This window comes from Sporosarcina sp. SAFN-015 (assembly GCF_059415085.1).
Genome location: NZ_JBPFDR010000002.1, coordinates 17,942 through 38,113 on the forward strand (window position 1 = coordinate 17,942; position 20,172 = coordinate 38,113).

The following is a 20,172-nucleotide window of genomic DNA, read 5'->3' on the forward strand; positions in this document are numbered from 1 at the left end:
ATAGTATTGTAATCTTATAGAATTCTACTCTTTAATAAGTAATAAAGAGGATATATAATAGATATGACGAAATAGCTATTAACGATGAGCAGTTTTGTAAAGGTGGGTGCCGGCGATGAAAAACACGTTTTCACGGTTTTTTGGTAGTGGAGAAAAAGAACCTGATTTACAGAACATAGATAAAACTCCACAAGAGAAAGTTGATCAAGTAAAGATAGATTTAATTAAACCAAATAAATATCAACCTCGTACTATTTTTTCCGAAGAAAAAATTGAAGAACTTGCCCGAACAATTCACACACACGGAGTCATTCAACCGATTGTTATCAGGAAAAGCGACGATGGTTATGAAATCATTGCAGGTGAACGAAGATTCCGAGCAATGAAAAAATTAGGTTGGGAAGAAGTACCGGCCATCATTCGCGATCTCGATGACAAAGAAACAGCTTCCATTGCTTTGATTGAAAACTTGCAGCGTGAGGAATTAACGGCAATCGAAGAAGCGTATGCATATGAAAAATTACTTGAATTGCATGGTTTAACGCAAGAAGCTTTAGCGCAAAGGCTTGGGAAGGGTCAATCAACAGTTGCCAATAAGCTGCGTTTATTGAAACTACCTGACGATATCAAAAATAGTATTCTTTCAAAGGAAATATCCGAAAGACATGCAAGGGCTTTGATTTCTGTTAAGGATGCGGAATTGCAGCATAAGCTATTCAAGATGGCGATTGAGGAACAGCTCAATGTAAAGCAATTGGAAGATAGAATTCAGCAAGCCTTGAACCCCGTTGAAGAAGAGAAGGGAAAAAAGCAAGTTGTCAAAAGGAAATCGGTCAGCAAAGACGTACGAATTGCATTGAATACAATTCGGCAGTCATTGGCGCTAGTTACGAAAAGTGGAATTGACGTAAAAACAGAAGAAGAAGATACAGAGGATTTCTACACAATCACTGTTAAAATACCTAAAAAGAAATAAAAAACAACATAGTATTCTCGTAATGAGTGCGAGATGACTCTTGCTTGACTGAAGCAGGAGTTTTTTTGCGCTATACATTACCATGACGAACGATTTTTTGATAAACTAGTAAAGAGTAACTGAAAAAGAATGAATCTATTCATTATTGAAGAAAACTTTTTGATAGATGAGTGAGAAAGCAGGTGCAAGTGTGGGTAAAATTATAGCCATTGCCAATCAAAAAGGAGGAGTTGGTAAGACAACCACTTCGGTAAATCTTAGTGCTTGCCTTGCACATATCGGCAAAAAGGTTTTGTTGATAGATGCAGATCCACAAGGAAATGCAACGAGCGGGGTAGGGGTCAATAAAGGAGACGTACATCAATGTATTTACGATATGTTAATCGATGATGTCCACATACAGGAAGTCATTCACCATACGAAGATGGAAACCTCGATATCGTACCAGCAACCATTTCATTGGCAGGTGCGGAAATCGAATTAGTTTCAACCATTTCAAGGGAAGTACGAATGAAACATGCGATTCAAGAAGCAAAAGAATTGTATGATTATATTATTATTGATTGCCCGCCATCGTTAGGGTTATTGACAATTAACTCATTAACCGCTGCAGATTCTGTCATCATTCCGGTCCAATGTGAATATTACGCTTTGGAAGGATTGAGCCAATTGCTTAGTACAATCAGGCTTGTCCAAAAGCATTTGAATGAAGGACTTACAATTGATGGCGTTTTATTAACAATGTTCGATGCGAGGACAAATTTGGGAATTCAAGTCATTGAAGAAGTGAAGAAGTATTTTCAAGATAAAGTGTACGGAACGATCATTCCACGAAATGTTCGACTAAGTGAAGCGCCAAGCCACGGAGAGCCGATCATCATTTATGATTCAAGATCGAGGGGCGCGGAAGTATATTTAGAGCTGGCAAAGGAAGTGGTGCACAATGGCTAAAGGTCTTGGTAAAGGATTGAATGCTTTATTTCCAGATGAGTCTTTGACAAAAGCAGAGTCAATCGAGAATGTCCGATTGAAAAGCATTAAAGTGAATCCATATCAGCCAAGGAAAATTTTTGATGAGAATGCAATTCAAGAATTAAGCGAATCAATTAAAGAACATGGGATTTTACAACCGATCATTGTCCGAAAAGTAGGGACGATATATGAAATTGTAGTAGGAGAAAGACGTTTTAGGGCAGCCAAGATGGCAGGATTAGTAGAAATTCCGGCAGTCGTTCGCCAACTGACAGATGAAGAATCAATGGAAATGGCAATCCTTGAAAACTTGCAACGCGAAGATCTGACGCCAATCGAGGAAGCGGAAGCATATCAAAAGTTGATGGATAATCTTAGTCTTACGCAGGAGCAACTTGCATTTCGATTAGGGAAAAGCCGTCCCCATATTGCAAACCATGTCCGATTGCTAAGTTTACCTGAAAAAGTGCGGAAGATGATTACAGATGGGAAACTTTCAATGGGACACGGTCGTACATTACTTGGACTTCGGAAGAAAGAACAAATTCTGTTAATTGCTGAAAAGACAATTAGCGAAGGCTTGAATGTCCGACAACTGGAAAAGTTAGTCCATCGAATTAACGAAGATGTTCCACGTGAAACAAAGCCAGAAAAGAAAAACATTTTCTTAGAAGAGCAAGAGTCGCACTTAAGGGAGTATTTTGGAACAAATGTGACGATAAAGAAATCGAAAAACAAAGGTAAAATCGAGATCGAGTTTTTCACAGAAGAGGATCTTGAAAGAATCTTGGATCTATTGAACGAATGAGCCTGTACCTATTTTGCATATCGCAAAATAGGTATTATTTTTAGCAGATGGAAGTGAAAAACAATGATTTTATTCGGTTCGATTATAAACGCCTTGTTAATAATAGTAGGAGCTATGCTTGGCCGTTTTCTATATAACATTCCAGAACGGATGAAAGAGACCGTTATGTATGGAATCGGCTTGGCGGTCGCAGCGATTGGCATCCAAATGACATTTGAAAGTACTCAAATATTAATTGTCATCATTAGCATTGTTTTAGGTGCAATCGTTGGGGAATGGATGAATCTTGATGATAAAATCAATGCACTGGGGAAATGGATTGAGTTAAAACTGCCTTCCAAAAAAGAAGGACCTGGTATCGCTCAAGGTTTTGTCACGGCAACTCTTATCTTCGTCGTCGGTTCAATGGCTATTATCGGAGCGATAGACAGCGGATTGCGCAATGACCATGATGTATTGATCATGAAGGGGATAATTGATGGATTTACCTCTGTCATTCTTAGTTCCACACTTGGTATCGGCGTTATGATTGCGGCAGTTCCAGTATTCTTTTACCAAGGTCTTATTACAGTATTTTCAACGCAAATTAGCCGCTTTATTCCAGATGAGTTGTTACAATTTTTCATTTCCGAAGTGACTGCTACAGGCGGTTTAATGATTATTGGAATTGGATTGAACCTAATTGGGATTACAAAAATCCGGGTGGCAAATCTTATTCCGGGAATCGTCATCGTTGGCATCATTGTAACAATCGTTCATTTCCTGTTTTAAAACGACCGTAGGCTAGTTGAAGGGAACGGGAAATGATTCGGCTCATCTCAAATGGAAGATGCAATCTTGTGCTTTGCAGGACAGCCTGTTCCATAAATCCAGATATATTGACAACTCCTTTGATAGACAAATTACCTACTGGAGGCAACTCTTTTCCAACCGCTTTGCCAGGATAGAGAGGTCCTTGATTGAAAAGTAAATGACCGATGGAATCGCTTCTTCCTAAACATGCATCAATTGCAACGATGTAAGGGGAGGGGTTCATCGCTAAGCGCTCATCTAATTGTTGTTGTAAATTAAGAGCATGCAATGGCTTTTCTAGTGTTCCGACAACTTGAAATGGAAAAAGTAAAGATTCTGACAAATGAGAACCAGTTAACGGACCTAATGCATCACCCGTAGATCGATCAGTTCCAATGCAAAAGAAAGTTAAAGAGTCTTGATGAAAAGGAAGATGTTCAAGAAAATATGTGCTGAGCTTCCAAACAGCACCTGTTTCATTATAATGAATACGATAATCATAATCAGTAGAAAGTGCTGTGTGCATGACAAAACTCCATTCTGAATTTAGTATTCCATTAATTGATTGTGTAGAAGTATACGCCGCTACATGAGGATTTATACGGAAAGGTATGATGCGGATGACAGAATCGCTAAAAGAACTTATAAGGAAACTATTATTTGACGAGGAGTCAGAGAAAGTTCGTAAGTTCATATTCTCTGAAGATACATGGTTTTCTTTTATAGAGCTCTTCATTAAAATTGTCTTTATCATCGCCATCTCTGTACTTGTCATCCATGTTGGCAAGTATATTATTCGAAGGATTTTTAAGATCAAGTTAAAAGGTCCCATTCGAAAAGAAGAGCGTCGGGAACAGACATTGCTTAAACTGCTCGAGAACACGCTCAGTTATGTAATTTCTTTTTCCGCAATTTTGGCAATTCTTCAAGAGTTTAATATTGATGTGAAGGGACTTCTTGCTGGAGCAGGGGTACTAGGACTAGCTGTTGGCTTTGGCGCACAGAGCCTCGTGAAAGATGTCATCTCAGGATTTTTCATCCTTTTTGAAGATCAGTTTTCTGTTGGTGATTACGTCAAAATTGGCACTGCAGAAGGTACTGTGGAAGAGATCGGACTGCGGACAACGAAAATCAAAAACTTCACAGGTGAGCTTTTCATTTTACCGAATGGAACAATTGCTCAAGTCATCAATTATTCATTGAAAAACTCTTTGGCCATTGTAGATGTCACTATTCCATTTGAACTTGGCATTGAGAAAGTAGAAAAGTCGATTGATGCATATCTCGAATCAATGAGCAAAGACAATCTGGACTTACTAGGAAAACCGAAATTGATTGGAGCGCATGACTTTACAGAGGATGCCGTCATTGAAAGAATTATCGTCGAAACGCTGCCAATGCGTCATTTCGATATTGCGAGAAACATAAGCATGGGGATCAAAAAGCATTTGGAAAGGGAAGGAATGGAAATCCCATATCCTACCCTTGTTTCAAAATCATTCAATAACGCGTAAAGAAAAGGGAAGGAGTGAAATGGTAAGTGGAAAAAGAGTTTCAATTGAAAGATGTTGTGGAAATGAAAAAACCGCATCCATGTGGAACGAATGCATGGAAAATAATACGGATGGGCGCCGACATTCGGATAAAATGTGAGGGATGCGGCCATAGTGTCATGATTCCACGCAATGAGTTTGCTAAGAAGATGAAAAAAGTGCTGGTTAAGGCGGAAACTGAGCAAAATTAGACAGGAACGCCAACAATTCTTATAATAGAAGAGTTGCAATGATGATTATGAAATTGACCTATATGAAAGGTTGGGAAATATATGGCGTTAACAGCTGGTATCGTCGGTTTGCCAAACGTTGGGAAGTCGACTCTATTCAACGCAATTACAAAGGCGGGAGCAGAAGCTGCCAACTATCCATTCTGTACGATTGATCCAAATGTTGGAATTGTAGAAGTGCCTGATGAAAGGCTTCAAAAATTGACGGAGCTTGTTGTACCGAAAAAGACAGTACCGACAGCTTTTGAATTTACAGATATCGCAGGAATTGTAGAAGGGGCGAGCAAAGGAGAAGGGTTAGGAAATAAGTTCCTATCTCATATCCGTGAGGTTGATGCGATTTGTCAAGTTGTTCGTTGCTTCGACGATGAAAATATTACACACGTATCTGGAAAGGTGAATCCAATTGACGACATCGAAGTCATCAACTTGGAACTCATCCTCGCTGACATGGAAAGCGTGGACAAGCGTTTAACACGCGTATCCAAAATGGCGAAGCAGAAAGACAAAGATTCGATGGCTGAAGAGCCTGTGTTGCTTAAACTGAAAGAAGCATTCGAGAATGAAAAGCCTGCCCGTTCCGTCGAACTGACACCGGAAGAATTTCAACTTATTAAAGGGATGCACCTACTTACAATCAAGCCGATGCTTTACGTTGCAAACGTTTCAGAAGATGAAATTGCGAATGCGGAAGAGAACGAATATGTCAAAATGGTTCGCGACTTTGCCAAGAAGGACAATGCCGAAGTAATTGTAGTCAGTGCAAAAGTTGAGGAAGAAATGGCTGAACTTGATGATGAAGAAAAGGCTATGTTCCTAGAAGAACTAGGCATCAAGGAATCCGGTCTTGATCAACTGATCAAAGCTTCATATCATTTGTTGGGACTTGCGACATACTTCACGGCAGGCGTTCAAGAAGTCCGTGCATGGACATTCCGAAAAGGGATGAAAGCACCCCAATGTGCGGGCGTTATCCATACGGACTTCGAACGTGGTTTCATCCGTGCAGAAACTGTTTCGTATGATGCACTTGTGGAAGCCGGATCTATGGCAGCTGCAAAAGAAGCAGGCAAAGTCCGTCTTGAAGGAAAAGAATACATCGTCCAAGACGGGGACGTTATGTTGTTTAGATTTAACGTGTAAGCAAATGAAAAACAACCGGAGAAGGGATATCCTTTTCCGGTTGTTTTACTGTATATTGCGTCCTGGCTCAAATAAGTACAACTTTGGCTCCTCGGGATCGTCTTTCACAAGCCAATCATCCGGAAGTTTTTTCAATTCCTTATGCATGGCGAAATCACCAGCAGCACCACCTATCAGAAAAGCGGCCAAAGTCAGCCAGATTCCATTTCCGAATGCCAGTCCAATAATGGCAGGCACTACACCAGTCGTCCAAAAAGGAAGCAATAACGCTTTCCGGATAGCCTTGTTCGTCATTAGGCGATCCGTCGTAGCATAAGCAATCCCCAACTTGAGATTCATCCCAACAACCATGCTCTTCCAAGGCACCTTGCCAAACACCCGGAAACCAAGCAGATGAAAAAGCTCATGAAGGACAATCAAAACTACATAACCAACTACAAAAAACAAAACACTCCAAATGTTGATTGAGAAAGTAAATTCCCCCTCAATCAACATCCTTAAAATGATCAATCCAATAAGACTCAAAAAAGTTAGCATTAATCCCCGCTTCGCCACCTTAGGCAAATCAATCTCAATGATTTTATCCGGCTCGGATGAATTATCCAATTAAATCACCCCTCATTATAATTATACACAATTTATTTAGCTTTACTTGCCATTTAATAAGCTGCAGAGGCTTGGAGTGGAAGCGCGAGACTCCTGTGGGAAAAGCGTCAGTCGAAGACCCCGCAGGAAGCGAAGAATGAGCGGACGAGGAGACTGAGGCGACGCCCACGGAAAGCGAGCGCTGGAACGGAAAGCAACTGCTCATATCTTATTCATATTTAATAGTTGATTGTCTACAGACATCATGTTAAAATATGATGATGTGAGTAATAAAAATTACTTACTCCTTGCCCGCCGTAACAAGTGGGCCAAAGTCCATAAGGAGGTGACTAAAGATGAGAAAGTACGAAATTATGTACATCATCCGTCCAACATTGGAAGATGAAGCGAAAAAAGCATTGATCACACGTTTCGATGACATCCTTACTTCTAACGGAGCGGAAATCATCGAGTCGAAAGAGTGGGGCAAGCGTCGTCTTGCATACGAAATCGACGACTTGCGTGAAGGCTACTACCAATTGGTGACAGCTAACGCAGGTATTGAAGCAATCGATGAATTTACACGTCTTGCGAACATCAATGAAGATATCATTCGTCATATGGCTGTTCGTCTCGACAACTAATCCATATAAGAACGAAATGCAGTACCTTGTTAAAAGGTGAAACTTGAAAATGATGAGGGAGGTTGCATTCTGATGATTAACCGTGTCGTTTTAGTTGGCCGATTGACAAAAGATCCTGAACTCAAGTACACACAGAGCGGAATCGCGGTAACGCGCTTTACGCTAGCAGTGAATCGGACATTCTCAAGCCAGTCAGGCGAGCGTGAAGCTGATTTCATCAACTGTGTCACTTGGAGAAAACAGGCGGAAAACACTGCGAACTTTTTACGTAAAGGAAGTCTTGCTGGTATCGAAGGTCGTATCCAAACGAGCAGCTTCGATGGACAAGACGGCAAACGTGTCTTCATGACAGAAGTCGTAGCGGACAGCGTGCAGTTCCTTGAGCCACGCAGTGCAAATGCTGAGAGATCTGGAGCTGCTTATGGTGGAGCACCACAGAACGAACAACCTTATTATCAGAATCAGCAGCCGAACCAGCAATATCAACAACCAGCACAACAACAAAATTATACACGTACTGACAATGATCCATTCTCGATGGGCAGCGGGCCGATTGAAGTGTCGGATGACGATTTGCCGTTCTGATGAATGATTGCCAGTAACGTAGTCAAGTAAGGAGGGAAAGCGATATGGCACCACGCCGTGGAGGTCGCAGACGTCGTAAGGTCTGCTATTTTACATCGAATAATATTACACATATCGATTACAAAGATACTGATCTACTTAAGAAATTCGTTTCTGAACGTGGAAAAATCTTGCCTCGCCGTGTAACTGGTACAAGCGCAAAATATCAACGTAAATTAACGTCTGCTATTAAACGTGCTCGTATTATGGCACTTCTTCCGTTCGTTTCGGAAGAAAGATAATTATACTTTTTAAAACCGCCTTGTGATACCGGCATTCCCGGTCCCAAGGTGGTTTTTTTATTGGGCAATTTATGCGTTTCCTGGGAAATATACATTTTATTCAATGTAGGGGATCCGTTCTGTCCTTTGGTTAATCGGTAGTAATCATGATACAATTATAAGGACTCATTACATATGAGGAGTTAGACAATACTAAGTCCATTGACTGGACGGAGGAACTGAATGATGCAGGACCAATCTCGAAAAATAACATACGGTGCGATGATGCTCGCATTGTTCACGATTCTGCTGGCGGGTGCTCTATATATCCCTCTTCTCGGAAGCATCATACTGATTTTCATCCCGTTGCCGATTATCCTTTATCGGCTTCGTTATGATAGGAGCTCGACGATTTTCGTTGCACTTGCAGGCAGTATTTTGTCCCTCGTCGTCGGGGGCATTTTATTAGTGCCTTTTGCCGTGGTATTTGGATTGCTCGGCTTTCTGATCGCGGAATCGGTGCTTCTAGGAAAATCAAAGCTTTACACGTTCATGGCAACAGGACTCTTTTTCATCCTGACAGGCGTATTGGTTTATCTGATAGTTGCACTTGTTTTCGAAATTAATGCTATTGATAGTCTGATGGCTATGCTGAAAGAGATGGAAATGCAATTCAAGGCATCTCTCGCAAATTTTGGTGCATTGCCGGAAAGCTATGAAAAAATAGTGGAAGAAGCATTTACGATGTATCGATCTGCTATTCCTGCCATTTTTATTCTATCGGTGTATATGTTTGCGTTCATCATGGTCATTCCAAATTTCGAAGTACTGAGGAGACTTGGTCATCCAGTACCTAAATTTTCGCCATTCAGGGAAATGAAACTGCCCGTCATTACCATTTTCATCTATGGGCTCATTATTCTGCTCCCTTATATAATGGATTTGAAACCTGAATCCTCGGCTTTTTTGCTATATGTCAATGCGACGATCATATTGCGTGTCCTTTTGCTATTACAAGGGCTGGCATTAGTTCAATACTTCATGTACAAAATGAAACTGCCGACAGTTGCCACGGTGTTCGCTACGATTTTTGCATTGCTTTTCAGTCCAATAACCACACTTCTTGGCATACTTGATATAGGCGTGAATATCCGTGCTTGGATCGGAAAAGACAACTTGAAGTAAGGGGATGAGACAATGAGGTCATTTTATAGAAGAAGAGTTATCCGATATCCACTGACTGTCATATCTCTCCTTGGATTGATAGCGGCCGTCCTTTTGTTACTTTCAAACTTCTGGGGTGGCCTTTTATTTACGATTCCTTTTACAATAGCCATAGGCATCGCCTGGAAGCTTGAAGAGCAGACATATGTGGAAACAGAGAAGCATATCGAATCTCTATCCTACCGGCTGAAAAAGGTCGGGGAAGAGGCATTGCTCGAATTGCCGATCGCCATTATCCTTTTTAATGAAAAACAGATCATTGAATGGGCAAATCCCTATGCTGTCAATATCTTTGATAAAGAGACGTTGATTGGAGAGGAATTGTTTCAGCTATCTGATACATTTCAATCCGTTCTTAAAAATGATGAGCAAAAGACGACTTTGAAATTCGGAGGTTCCACTTATCAAGTCATTTACAGGGCTGAGGAAAAACTGATTTACTTATTCGATGTCACTGAAAAAGTAGAAATCGAATCGCTTTATTACCAAGACCGTACTGTACTCGGAGTTATGCTCATCGACAATTATGACGAGCTAGCCCAGACGATGGATGACCAGACACGAAGCAATCTTAATTCACTTGTTACATCACTCGTGAATCAATGGGCGATGGATAACGGTATTTTTGTAAAAAGGATTGCATCTGATCGTTTCTTGGCAGTATTCAATGAAGCAATCCTTTCCAATTTGGAAACGGCGAAATTTACGATATTGGATGATATACGAGAAAGGACCGCAAAGCAGAATGCAAGCTTGACACTTAGCATAGGTGTCGGTACTGGCTCCGCCTCACTGACAGAGCTTGGAGAGCTGGCGCAATCGAGTTTGGATCTTGTGCTCGGACGCGGAGGCGATCAGGTCGCCATTAAGCACAAAGACGGTAAACTTAAATTTTTCGGAGGCAAGACAAATCCGGTGGAAAAGAGGACCCGTGTACGTGCTAGGGTCATCTCGCATGCTTTACGAGATTTGATTCAAGGCAGTGATAAAGTTCTTATTATGGGCCATAAGATGCCGGATATGGACGCGATTGGTGCTTCCATTGGAGTGCGGAAGATGGCAAGGATGAACAATTTGGAAGGTCATGTCGTCCTTAATTTTGATGAATTGGATGCAAGTGTGACTCGCCTAATGGAAGAAATCAAAAGGGATGAAGAACTTTTTTCTCAATTTGTCGATCCAGAAACAGCATTATTGATGTTGACCGAAAAATCCCTTCTTGTGATCGTTGATACGCATAAGCCGAGTATGGTCATTGATGAGCGGTTGATCGAAAAAGCCGAAAAGGTTGTCGTTATCGACCATCATAGACGTGGTGAGGAGTTCATTAATAACACGATGCTCGTCTATATGGAACCGTACGCATCTTCTACAGCCGAGCTTGTTACAGAGCTTGTAGAATACCAGCCAAAGCATGAAAAACTGACGATGCTTGAGTCAACTGCCCTGCTAGCAGGAATAGTCGTTGATACGAAAAGTTTTACATTGCGAACAGGGTCGAGGACGTTCGAGGCGGCTTCCTATTTACGGACAAATGGTGCCGATACAGTATTAGTGCAGAGGCTGCTGAAGGAAGATATCGACACCTACATCCAGCGGTCGAAATTGATTGAAACGGTTGAGCTTACTTCTTCAGGCATCGCGATTGCAAAAGGTGAAGAAGGCATCATCTATAGCTCGGTGCTGATTGCACAGACTGCTGACATCCTTCTGACGATGCAAGGAGTCATCGCCTCGTTTGTCATCGCTTCTCGTTCGGATGGGAAAATTGGAATTAGTGCAAGATCACTTGGAGAGCTGAATGTACAGCTCGTCATGGAGGAGCTTGGAGGCGGCGGGCATTTGACGAATGCAGCTTGCCAGCTTGAAGTGGAAACGATAGAAGAAGCGGTTCATTTATTGAAATCCGCTATAGAAGATAAATTGGAAAGGGGAAATTGACGATGAAAGTTATTTTTTTGAAAGACGTTAAAGGCAAAGGTAAAAAAGGCGAAGTGAAGGAAGTCTCTGTAGGCTATGCACAAAACTACCTGTTGAAAAACAAATTGGCTATTGAAGCGACACCTGCAAACTTAAGCCAACTCGAAGGTCAGAAAAAGCGTGCTCAAAAAGACGCGGCGGCAGAATTGGCTGAAGCTAAAAAACTAAAAGAAGTTATTGACGAGAAAACTGTGGAAATGAAAGCGAAATCCGGCGAAGGCGGACGTCTATTCGGATCGATTACGACTAAGCAGATTGCCGATGCTCTTGAGAAAACTCATAAAATCAAAGTGGATCGCCGTAAGATGGAACTGCCTGATGCGATACGGGCGCTCGGATATACAAATGTGCCGATCAAACTGCACCCAGAAGTTACAGCTACGCTTAAAGTCCATGTAACTGAAGAATGATAGGGAGCGATAAAGATGGACCAGATGTATGATCGTGTCCCCCCGCATAATAACGAAGCCGAACAATCAGTCATTGGAGCGATTTTCTTACAGCCTGAAGCATTAATCACTGCTTCAGAGATTCTTCGTCCCGAAGACTTTTACAGAACAGCTCATGAAAAAATATTCGACACAATGCAGATCCTGAGCGATAGGGGACAACCGATTGACGTCGTTACGGTAACAGAAGAGCTTTCCGCGAAGAAGGAATTGGAAGACGTCGGTGGTATTTCATATTTAACCGAAGTTGCAAATGCTGTCCCGACAGCAGCGAATATCGAGTATTATGCCAAGATAGTCGAAGAGAAGTCGCTTCTGAGACGACTCATCCGCGTAGCAACCAATATTGTCGAAGAAGGTTTTACGAAAGAGGATGAAGTCGAAGCGGTCCTTTCCGAAGCAGAAAAAAGGATCATGGAAGTATCCAGTAGGAAAAATGCCGGTGATTTCAAGCACATTAAAGATGTACTTGTGGAAACATATGACAATATCGAGATTCTCCATACGAGAAAAGGAGAAGTGACAGGTATTCCAACTGGATTCCGTGACCTCGACAAAATTACGGCTGGATTTCAGCGAAATGACCTCATTATTGTAGCGGCCCGTCCTTCCGTTGGTAAAACGGCGTTCGCCCTAAACGTGGCGCAAAACGTTGCGACGAAGGCGGGAGAAAACGTCGCGATTTTCAGTTTGGAGATGGGCGCGGAACAACTCGTCATGCGTATGCTTTGCGCGGAAGGGAATATTGATGCGCAAGTGATGCGGACAGGGAATTTGGAAGCTGAGGATTGGCGGAAACTGACGATGGCAATGGGAAGTCTATCCAATGCCGGTATCTTCATTGACGACTCACCCGGCATCCGAATTAACGAAATCCGTTCTAAATGCCGCCGTCTCCAGCAGGAGCATGGTCTGGGCATGATCATGATCGATTATTTGCAGCTCATTATGGGAAGCGGCCGTTCTGGTGAGAACCGCCAACAGGAAGTATCCGAAATCTCTCGTTCTTTAAAAGCGCTGGCGCGTGAATTGAAAATTCCAGTCATCGCGCTCTCCCAGCTTTCCCGTGGCGTAGAACAACGTCAAGACAAGCGGCCGATGATGTCCGACTTGAGGGAATCAGGAAGTATCGAGCAAGATGCGGATATCGTCTCTTTCCTTTATCGGGAAGATTACTATGATAAAGAAACAGAGAACCAGAATATGATCGAGATTATTATAGCGAAGCAGCGGAACGGCCCAACCGGTACAGTCACCTTAGCTTTTGCGAAGGAATTCAATAAGTTCCTCAACATTGACTGGAGCCAACACGAAGCTCCATCCTATCAGTAATAGATACAGAAAAAGCCTTGATTCACCTAACAATGGTGAATCAAGGTTTTTTGGCATATATAGGACTATTATCGCGAAGTAGCAACTCCTTATTTATTACTAACAATTGGAAAGAAATAAGGAATAATTGGTTGCAATACTACAAGTTCATTACAAATGCTTGTAAATTCACAAGCAACTTAGCAGATATGATAAATTGAAGAAGCGTAAAAATCTTTCAGGATGATAGGCTTCTTGTAGCAGTTGCCAGTCGGAGGGAGTACGAAACGATGTTTTTCAAGAAAGACAGTATGAACGAACAAAAGAATAGAAGTAACATATATAAAAAAGTCCAAAAGGTAGGCATCATTACGATGCTGCTTACTGGGGCAGGCATCAGTTCTGGTTTTGCCCTAGCAAAAGAGGAAAACTCAACAATCCATACCATATACCATGTTTACTCGGACAAAAATTATGTAGGAATGGTATCCGATGAGAAAAAGATCGAACAGCTCAAACAAGAGGAATTGGAAAAAGCGGCCTCCGAATATGAAGGTCTCCCATTGACCATCGGAACTGAATTGTCTGTCGTTCCGGAAAAAGTCTTTACGGTAGGAACAGACGATGAACAGATCCTCGAAAAACTTCAGGACATGCTTACCGTGGAGGCGGAAGCGATCGGTGTCCAAATTGATGAAGAGACTGCATTCTTCGTCAAAGACATGGCCGATTATGAAGAAGTGATCCAAGAGCTGACATTGCAAACAGTTACCGAAGAGGAGCTTGCAGAATTCGAAGCCCGCCAACAATCTACTGAACCTTTACCACCGTTAAAGGAAAATGAAACAAGACTCGCGAACATTCAATTCAGTGCGAGTATACAGGCGACTGAAGGACAAACGGCACCTGATGAAGTACGAAGCGTAGAAGAGGCAATGTCCTTGTTGAATAAAGGCACATTGGAAGAGAAGAAATACGCAATCCAGGAAGGTGACGTATTAGGGAAAATCGCGAGTGCGCACAATATGTCGACATCAAAACTGATGGAAATCAATCCGGGGATTACAGAAGATACAGTTCTTCAAATTGGACAAGAGCTTAACGTGACGGCTCTCGAACCTTACATAGAAGTGGAAGCACACTATGAATCTAAAGAGATAGCCCCGATTCAGTTCAAGAAACTCACCGAGAAAGATGAATCGGAATTTAAAGGTGAAAAGAAAATTAAGCAAAAAGGAACGGATGGCAAGAAGTCTGTCACGCACTTGATCCGTAAAAAGAATGGGAAAGTTGTTGGAAAATCCGTTGCAGAGGAACATGTACTGGAAGAACCTGTCCATGAAGTGACAGTCGTCGGTACAAAAGTGATCCCTTCACGTGGAACAGGAACCTTCAAGTGGCCGGCTGACGGCGGATATGTATCGAGCCAAATGGGGAAACGATGGGGCAGGGTGCACCAAGGCATTGACATCGCACGTCCATCATCACGTTCAATTTTTGCTTCAGATAATGGAGTCGTAACGGACGTCGGTCATCATGGTACATACGGAAACCGTATTATCATTACGCATAACAATGGTTATAAGACGTTATACGCCCATCTGTCGTCGATCGAAGTTAAAGTGGGACAAACAGTACCGCAAGGCTCTAAAATCGGTGTCATGGGATCTACAGGGCGATCTACAGGCATGCATTTGCATTTTGAAGTGTTCAAGAACGGTTCCAATATCAATCCTTTGAGTGTGTTAAGATAAAGAGTAAGGAATGGAGACGCTACAGTATTCTGTTGCCGTCTCTTTTTCTAATTTTGTACAGGCTAGAGCAGAAGGTTTATCGCGGAAGAGATAGAATATATAATGAATGCCGTACAATCGATCAATGCAAGTTGCAAGTTAAACAAGAAGTTGAACCTATTTGATCATAAGTTGGCGCCACAGTGGCGGGAAAGGGAATGAATTATGCAAAATAAAACGATCTTAGTCGTAGATGATGAAAAACCGATAGCAGATATATTGGAGTTTAATTTGAAGAAGGAAGGCTTTATCGTCCATTGCGCTTATGACGGCGAAGAAGCTCTTGAGAAAGTGGAAGAAGTACAGCCGGATATTATGTTGCTCGATATTATGCTTCCGAAGCGCGATGGCATGGAAGTGTGTAGAGAGGTCAGGAAGAAATATGATTTTCCGATCATTATGCTAACAGCGAAGGACTCAGAAATTGATAAAGTGCTTGGGCTGGAACTTGGAGCGGATGATTATGTGACGAAACCATTCGGAACACGTGAATTGATTGCTCGCGTGAAGGCAAACTTGCGCCGGCACTCCAAAACATTGTCCGATGAGCAGGAAGATGCGACAAATGAAATTACGGTCGGAGTGCTCGTCATTCAGCCAGATGCTTATTTGGTCCAAAAACGCGGAGAGTCGATTGAACTTACGCACCGTGAGTTTGAACTGCTGCATTATTTAGCAAAGCATATCGGACAAGTCATGACGAGGGAGCATTTATTGCAGACAGTATGGGGCTATGATTATTTTGGGGATGTGCGGACAGTGGACGTTACAATACGCCGCCTACGCGAAAAAATTGAGGACACTCCAAGCCACCCGACGTGGATTGTGACAAGACGTGGAGTCGGTTACTATTTGCGTGATCCGGAACAGGAGTAAGGACAATGCAGAAAGTCGGATTTTTTCGATCCATCCACGTAAAATTCGTCCTTATCTATATTATGCTCATCCTTGTAGCGATGCAGATCATCGGTCTTTATTTCGCGAGGGAGCTTGAAGAAACGTTAAAGACAAACTTCACGAATTCTGTCAGGGACAGGATGAATCTAGTGGAATTCAGTGTCCGTGAAGAAATGATAAAAGACCGGCCACCGGAAGAACCTTCAATTGAGCAGAGCTTGCGGTCCGTCCTTTCGGGATTTACATCGGAAGATATTAATGAAATTCGGGTCATCAACTCAAAGTATCGTATTTTGGCTACTTCCGAATTAGGTAATCAATCGTTGGTTGGCCAGCGATCGATGGAGGACAGTGTAAGGAGATCCATCTCCTCAGAAACATTTTATGAGACTATTAACTATGACCCGACTACAAATAAACGCGTAATGGTGCGCGTTACGCCGATAATGAACAATAATATGGAAGTTGTCGGCGCTTTATATGTAACTGCCAACATCCAAAAAGTGTTCAAGCAGATAAATGAAATCAATCAAATATTAGCCGGTGGGGTAGCGGTATCCCTTACATTCACGATCATCATCGGCATCTTCATTGCCCGGACATTCACTCGGCCGATTTCGGATATGAGACGCCAGGCGCAAGCGATGGCGCAAGGGAACTTTTCAAGGAAGGTCCATGTATACGGGGATGACGAAATGGGGCAGCTTGCCATCGCCTTTAACCATTTGACGAATCAGCTCCAAGAGTCGCAGTCAACTACGGAAAGTGAGCAAAGAAAGCTCGCCTCAGTCCTTGAAAATATGACGGACGGCGTCATTTCAACGGATCGTAAAGGCAGAGTGAGCCTCATTAACGACTCTGCACTCATGATGCTGCGGATGACGCGTGATCTAGTATTGAACCGTCCGATTGCAAGCATTTTAGGATTGGAGCAAGAGTATACGTTTGAAGACCTGATTCAAGTGAAGGATTCGATTGCGCTCGACTTCAGTACAGAGAAGGAGCCTTACATCCTACGGGCAACCTTTTCGGTGACGCAGAGGGAGACGGGGTTCGTGAACGGGCTCATCGTCGTCCTTCATGACAATACTGAACAAGAAAAGATAGACATGGAGCGAAGAGAATTTGTTTCAAATGTCTCTCATGAGCTCCGTACACCACTCACAACGATGAGAAGTTATTTGGATGCATTGGCGGAAGGTGCTTGGAAGAATGAAGAAATTGCTCCTTCCTTTCTTCGCGTAACGCAGACGGAGACAGAGCGGATGATCCGGCTTGTCAATGACCTGTTGAAGCTTTCCAGAATGGATAGCAAGGAGTATGAGTTGAACACCGAATGGGTGGAATTCAATCATTTCTTCAATTCGATTATTGAGAGATTTGAATTTTCGAAGTCGCAGAACGTGCATTTCAAGCGTTTGTTGCCTTCAGCGGATCTTTTTGTTGAAATTGATACCGATAAAATGACACAGGTGATTGATAATATTATCTCAAATGCACTTAAATATTCCCCGGATGGCGGGGATGTCCGCTTTGGTGTGACGACATCCGGAACATATATTAAAGTGATGATTTCCGATGATGGCATGGGTATTCCGAAAGCGAATGTGAATCGTATTTTTGACAGATTCTATAGGGCAGACCGTGCGCGTTCAAGAGCAATGGGGGGAACGGGTCTCGGACTCGCCATTGCGAAAGAAATGATCATCGCGCATGGCGGGGAAATATGGGCAGAAAGTGAAGAAGGGAAAGGAACGACGATTTTCTTTACGTTGCCTTTTGAACAACAAGAGGAAGGTGAGTGGGATTGAAGTATATTGAGCCGATTAAATCGATCATCTTACTATTGCTCGTTCTATTGAGCGTCACATTCACCTTTTCCATTTGGACGTATTCCCCACAGTTGGCAACAATTGAACAATCACCGACAGTCGATATTTCAATCGGCTCTCGGAAGCAAGTAGAGGACATTATCAAACCTTATAAATATGTTATCAAATATGATGAAGCACTGAAGGGAACGACTGACCAAAAGATCATTAACAATGTGTTGAAGGAAATGAAAACTTGGAAAATATCTCAAATGGTGTATGAACCAATTGAGATGAGTAAGGCGCAGATGAAATCGTTTTTCGAACAGCCAAACCAGTTCACTTTGTATTTTCAAGGGGAAGTGCCATTGTCTGTTTATGATGAGATTTTGCCTATAGAGGATAATAATCTCCGGGATTTCAGCTTTGATCGTATTGTCGTCAAGTGGAATCCGAAGGACGTAGCATTTGAAGCGCATTTCATCAATCGTGCAAACAGAATTCGCTATCATGGAAAAATAACACCTGAATATACGATGAAATCATATCGTCAAATTGTGCTGGAAGGGGAAAAACTGCCTTCCTACACCGAAGTAAACGTCCAAGATCCGGTCTATTTGGCGGTCCCTACTGAACCAATTAACATGATTGAAAGTACGTACTACCAAGAAGAAATAAGCCCGACACGTTTTCGGGATGCCTTATTCAATGACCCGAATGCAGTGCGACGCAGCCAAGTGGATGCCAAACATGAGGAATTTGGTGACGATCATGCGTTATTAGTTGTGAATACGGAATCGAAAATGTTGAATTTCGCTCATCCTGCGGCATTAAGCCGGAAGGAGGCAGATCCTGCTGACTTATTGAACGATGTCATCGACTCGATCAATGAGCACGGTGGGTGGACTGATTCGTTCAGGTATTCGTATATAAATCCTTATTCCCGTTATGTAAGATTCCAACTGTTTATTCACGGTTATCCGGTTTTGGGCGAGACGCCGGGTATGGCACCAGGTATGACGGAAATTGCACAATATTACGGCGAAGATCGGGTTTTCCGTTATATCCGGCCGTACTATAAACTCGGTTTTTCGTTTGATGAAAATACGGTGGTGCTGCCTTCGGGTATAGACGTAGCTAACGAGCTGATGGAAATGGAGAAACTTGATTTTGGGACGGTTGAGGAAATTACAGCAGGATACACGATGAGACATGATGTGGAAAAACGGATTTTTGTAATGGAGCCTGCTTGGTTTTATCTAGCCAAAGGGAATTGGAATCCCTATACACCTGTTCAAGGCGGGGGTGAGCAAATTGGATTGGAGTAGGACGAAAACGATTTTCATCTTTGTCTTTTCGATTTTGAATATATTTCTTTATTTCTTGTATTTGGAACAGCATACTGAGGCGCAAAATGTACAGGTCGCAGGAAAAACATCAATCGAGGATTTGATGAGGCAAGAAAATATTACGTATAATGTCCCAGAAGTCGTTAAAAATGACTTCTCCTACATTTCCGCTGACGTGAAATCATTCAACGAAGATGAATTGGAAGGGCTAGAAGGTCAGTCTATTACAATTGTCGATCATACAAATATCGAATCCGACATGATCGATCAAGTTCTAATCCAGAATGATAAAGGAGAACCTTATTTCACGGAATTTCTGACGAAGTATGTTTGGAGCGGGTCTGAATATGAACTATGGGATATAGATGAAGAGGATCAGAAAGCCATTTTCTTTCAAAAAGTGAATGGAGAACCGATTTTCTATAGCCCGAATGCAACCTTGACGATTCATTGGAACGAAGACTTCGAAGTAACCTATTATGAGCAGCGGATGCTAGAAAAATTCTCAAGTGATAACAGAAAGAAAGAAGTATTGACACAGGATGAAGCAGTTGCGTCGCTCGCTGCCCGCGGTTATTTAAAGCAGGATTCGAAAGTGTTGAAAGTGACGCCGGGGTACTCATCACTTGTTCAATTGACTGGAAAGCAAGTATTTGCTCCGACATGGAATATTCGTGTAGAATTAAAAGATGGCACCATCGAGGATCATTTCATCAATGCTATTGAAGGTAAAGTAATAGACTTCCAATTGGATAAGGTGGAAGAGGAAGACCTTGATGAGGTTGAGGATGAAAAAGAATAAGGAGTTTT

At 42.3% G+C, this 20,172-nt stretch carries 20 protein-coding genes and 1 pseudogene; 19 read left to right on the forward strand and 2 right to left on the reverse strand.

Annotated features, from left to right (window positions below; translation table 11 throughout):
• Positions 1-115: 115 nt before the first annotated feature.
• From noc to ACR65H_RS03080, 4 genes and pseudogenes are all read left to right on the forward strand, one after another.
• Entirely contained in the window at positions 116-976 is an 861-nt protein-coding gene (gene noc, locus ACR65H_RS03065; RefSeq protein ID WP_440498603.1) for a nucleoid occlusion protein, read from the forward strand.
• Positions 977-1,166: 190 nt separating this feature from the next.
• Positions 1,167-1,927, forward strand: a pseudogene (locus tag ACR65H_RS03070) (ParA family protein).
• A complete protein-coding gene (locus tag ACR65H_RS03075; protein ID WP_440498604.1) occupies positions 1,920-2,756 on the forward strand; it encodes a ParB/RepB/Spo0J family partition protein in 837 nt (278 codons plus the stop codon). Before ACR65H_RS03070 ends, ACR65H_RS03075 begins: the two are co-directional and overlap by 8 nt.
• 63 nt (positions 2,757-2,819) lie before the next feature.
• Positions 2,820-3,527 (forward strand): DUF554 domain-containing protein, encoded by a 708-nt coding sequence (locus tag ACR65H_RS03080; protein ID WP_440498605.1) that lies wholly within the window; start codon positions 2,820-2,822, stop codon positions 3,525-3,527.
• Here ACR65H_RS03080 and yyaC read toward each other — a convergent pair.
• Positions 3,496-4,074, reverse strand: coding sequence for a spore protease YyaC (gene yyaC, locus ACR65H_RS03085; protein ID WP_440498606.1), 579 nt, complete (start codon positions 4,072-4,074; stop codon positions 3,496-3,498). The two genes, ACR65H_RS03080 and yyaC, sit on opposite strands and share 32 nt — an antisense overlap.
• Before the next feature lie 94 nt (positions 4,075-4,168).
• Between yyaC and ACR65H_RS03090 the strand changes: the two genes are divergently transcribed.
• The 3 genes from ACR65H_RS03090 (at position 4,169) to ychF (ending at position 6,474) form a co-directional block, all read left to right on the forward strand.
• A complete protein-coding gene (locus ACR65H_RS03090; RefSeq protein WP_440498607.1) occupies positions 4,169-5,062 on the forward strand; it encodes a mechanosensitive ion channel family protein in 894 nt (297 codons plus the stop codon).
• A 26-nt stretch (positions 5,063-5,088) separates the two neighbouring features.
• The gene (locus ACR65H_RS03095; RefSeq protein ID WP_440498608.1) at positions 5,089-5,292 is read left to right on the forward strand and encodes a DUF951 domain-containing protein; all 204 of its coding nucleotides are present in this window, start codon (positions 5,089-5,091) and stop codon (positions 5,290-5,292) included.
• 81 nt (positions 5,293-5,373) lie between these two features.
• Positions 5,374-6,474: a redox-regulated ATPase YchF gene (gene ychF / locus ACR65H_RS03100; RefSeq protein ID WP_440498609.1), complete on the forward strand. Its 1,101-nt coding sequence runs from the start codon at positions 5,374-5,376 to the stop codon at positions 6,472-6,474.
• A 45-nt stretch (positions 6,475-6,519) separates the two neighbouring features.
• Here ychF and ACR65H_RS03105 read toward each other — a convergent pair whose 3' ends face one another.
• A complete protein-coding gene (locus ACR65H_RS03105) occupies positions 6,520-7,080 on the reverse strand; it encodes a DUF3267 domain-containing protein (RefSeq protein ID WP_440498610.1) in 561 nt (186 codons plus the stop codon).
• Positions 7,081-7,415: 335 nt separating this feature from the next.
• Between ACR65H_RS03105 and rpsF the strand changes: the two genes are divergently transcribed.
• From rpsF to ACR65H_RS03165, 12 genes are all read left to right on the forward strand, one after another.
• Positions 7,416-7,703, forward strand: a complete 288-nt coding sequence (gene rpsF, locus ACR65H_RS03110) for a 30S ribosomal protein S6 (RefSeq protein ID WP_432362740.1) — start codon at positions 7,416-7,418, stop codon at positions 7,701-7,703.
• A gap of 72 nt (positions 7,704-7,775) precedes the next feature.
• A complete protein-coding gene (gene ssb / locus ACR65H_RS03115) occupies positions 7,776-8,288 on the forward strand; it encodes a single-stranded DNA-binding protein (RefSeq protein WP_440498611.1) in 513 nt (170 codons plus the stop codon).
• 44 nt (positions 8,289-8,332) lie between these two features.
• On the forward strand, positions 8,333-8,569 hold the full coding sequence (rpsR, locus tag ACR65H_RS03120; protein WP_060204561.1) for a 30S ribosomal protein S18: 237 nt from the start codon (positions 8,333-8,335) through the stop codon (positions 8,567-8,569).
• Between the two features lie 222 nt (positions 8,570-8,791).
• Positions 8,792-9,733: a YybS family protein gene (locus ACR65H_RS03125; RefSeq protein ID WP_440498612.1), complete on the forward strand. Its 942-nt coding sequence runs from the start codon at positions 8,792-8,794 to the stop codon at positions 9,731-9,733.
• A gap of 12 nt (positions 9,734-9,745) precedes the next feature.
• Entirely contained in the window at positions 9,746-11,713 is a 1,968-nt protein-coding gene (locus ACR65H_RS03130) for a DHH family phosphoesterase (RefSeq protein WP_440498613.1), read from the forward strand.
• A gap of 2 nt (positions 11,714-11,715) precedes the next feature.
• Positions 11,716-12,162 (forward strand): 50S ribosomal protein L9, encoded by a 447-nt coding sequence (gene rplI, locus ACR65H_RS03135; RefSeq protein ID WP_440498614.1) that lies wholly within the window; start codon positions 11,716-11,718, stop codon positions 12,160-12,162.
• 15 nt (positions 12,163-12,177) lie between these two features.
• Complete coding sequence (gene dnaB / locus ACR65H_RS03140; RefSeq protein ID WP_440498615.1) at positions 12,178-13,533, forward strand: replicative DNA helicase; 1,356 nt, start codon at positions 12,178-12,180, stop codon at positions 13,531-13,533.
• A 269-nt stretch (positions 13,534-13,802) separates the two neighbouring features.
• A complete protein-coding gene (locus ACR65H_RS03145; RefSeq protein WP_440498616.1) occupies positions 13,803-15,266 on the forward strand; it encodes a peptidoglycan DD-metalloendopeptidase family protein in 1,464 nt (487 codons plus the stop codon).
• 204 nt (positions 15,267-15,470) lie between these two features.
• Entirely contained in the window at positions 15,471-16,181 is a 711-nt protein-coding gene (gene yycF, locus ACR65H_RS03150; protein WP_440498617.1) for a response regulator YycF, read from the forward strand.
• A 5-nt stretch (positions 16,182-16,186) separates the two neighbouring features.
• Positions 16,187-18,013 (forward strand): cell wall metabolism sensor histidine kinase WalK, encoded by a 1,827-nt coding sequence (walK, locus tag ACR65H_RS03155; RefSeq protein ID WP_440498618.1) that lies wholly within the window; start codon positions 16,187-16,189, stop codon positions 18,011-18,013.
• A complete protein-coding gene (locus tag ACR65H_RS03160; protein ID WP_440498619.1) occupies positions 18,004-19,341 on the forward strand; it encodes a YycH family regulatory protein in 1,338 nt (445 codons plus the stop codon). Before walK ends, ACR65H_RS03160 begins: the two co-directional genes overlap by 10 nt.
• Positions 19,328-20,164 (forward strand): two-component system regulatory protein YycI, encoded by an 837-nt coding sequence (locus ACR65H_RS03165; RefSeq protein ID WP_440498620.1) that lies wholly within the window; start codon positions 19,328-19,330, stop codon positions 20,162-20,164. Before ACR65H_RS03160 ends, ACR65H_RS03165 begins: the two co-directional genes overlap by 14 nt.
• The last annotated feature ends 8 nt before the right edge of the window (positions 20,165-20,172 follow it).

Bases quoted from the DNA above. Each gene is read 5' to 3' on its own strand.
- noc (WP_440498603.1), top strand. From the start codon at position 116: ATGAAAAACACGTTTTCACGGTTTTTTGGTAGTGGAGAAAAAGAACCT.
- ACR65H_RS03075 (WP_440498604.1), top strand. From the start codon at position 1,920: ATGGCTAAAGGTCTTGGTAAAGGATTGAATGCTTTATTTCCAGATGAG.
- ACR65H_RS03080 (WP_440498605.1), top strand. From the start codon at position 2,820: ATGATTTTATTCGGTTCGATTATAAACGCCTTGTTAATAATAGTAGGA.
- yyaC (WP_440498606.1), bottom strand. From the start codon at position 4,074: ATGCACACAGCACTTTCTACTGATTATGATTATCGTATTCATTATAAT.
- ACR65H_RS03090 (WP_440498607.1), top strand. From the start codon at position 4,169: ATGACAGAATCGCTAAAAGAACTTATAAGGAAACTATTATTTGACGAG.
- ychF (WP_440498609.1), top strand. From the start codon at position 5,374: ATGGCGTTAACAGCTGGTATCGTCGGTTTGCCAAACGTTGGGAAGTCG.
- rpsF (WP_432362740.1), top strand. From the start codon at position 7,416: ATGAGAAAGTACGAAATTATGTACATCATCCGTCCAACATTGGAAGAT.
- ssb (WP_440498611.1), top strand. From the start codon at position 7,776: ATGATTAACCGTGTCGTTTTAGTTGGCCGATTGACAAAAGATCCTGAA.
- rpsR (WP_060204561.1), top strand. From the start codon at position 8,333: ATGGCACCACGCCGTGGAGGTCGCAGACGTCGTAAGGTCTGCTATTTT.
- ACR65H_RS03125 (WP_440498612.1), top strand. From the start codon at position 8,792: ATGATGCAGGACCAATCTCGAAAAATAACATACGGTGCGATGATGCTC.
- ACR65H_RS03130 (WP_440498613.1), top strand. From the start codon at position 9,746: ATGAGGTCATTTTATAGAAGAAGAGTTATCCGATATCCACTGACTGTC.
- rplI (WP_440498614.1), top strand. From the start codon at position 11,716: ATGAAAGTTATTTTTTTGAAAGACGTTAAAGGCAAAGGTAAAAAAGGC.
- dnaB (WP_440498615.1), top strand. From the start codon at position 12,178: ATGGACCAGATGTATGATCGTGTCCCCCCGCATAATAACGAAGCCGAA.
- ACR65H_RS03145 (WP_440498616.1), top strand. From the start codon at position 13,803: ATGTTTTTCAAGAAAGACAGTATGAACGAACAAAAGAATAGAAGTAAC.
- yycF (WP_440498617.1), top strand. From the start codon at position 15,471: ATGCAAAATAAAACGATCTTAGTCGTAGATGATGAAAAACCGATAGCA.
- walK (WP_440498618.1), top strand. From the start codon at position 16,187: ATGCAGAAAGTCGGATTTTTTCGATCCATCCACGTAAAATTCGTCCTT.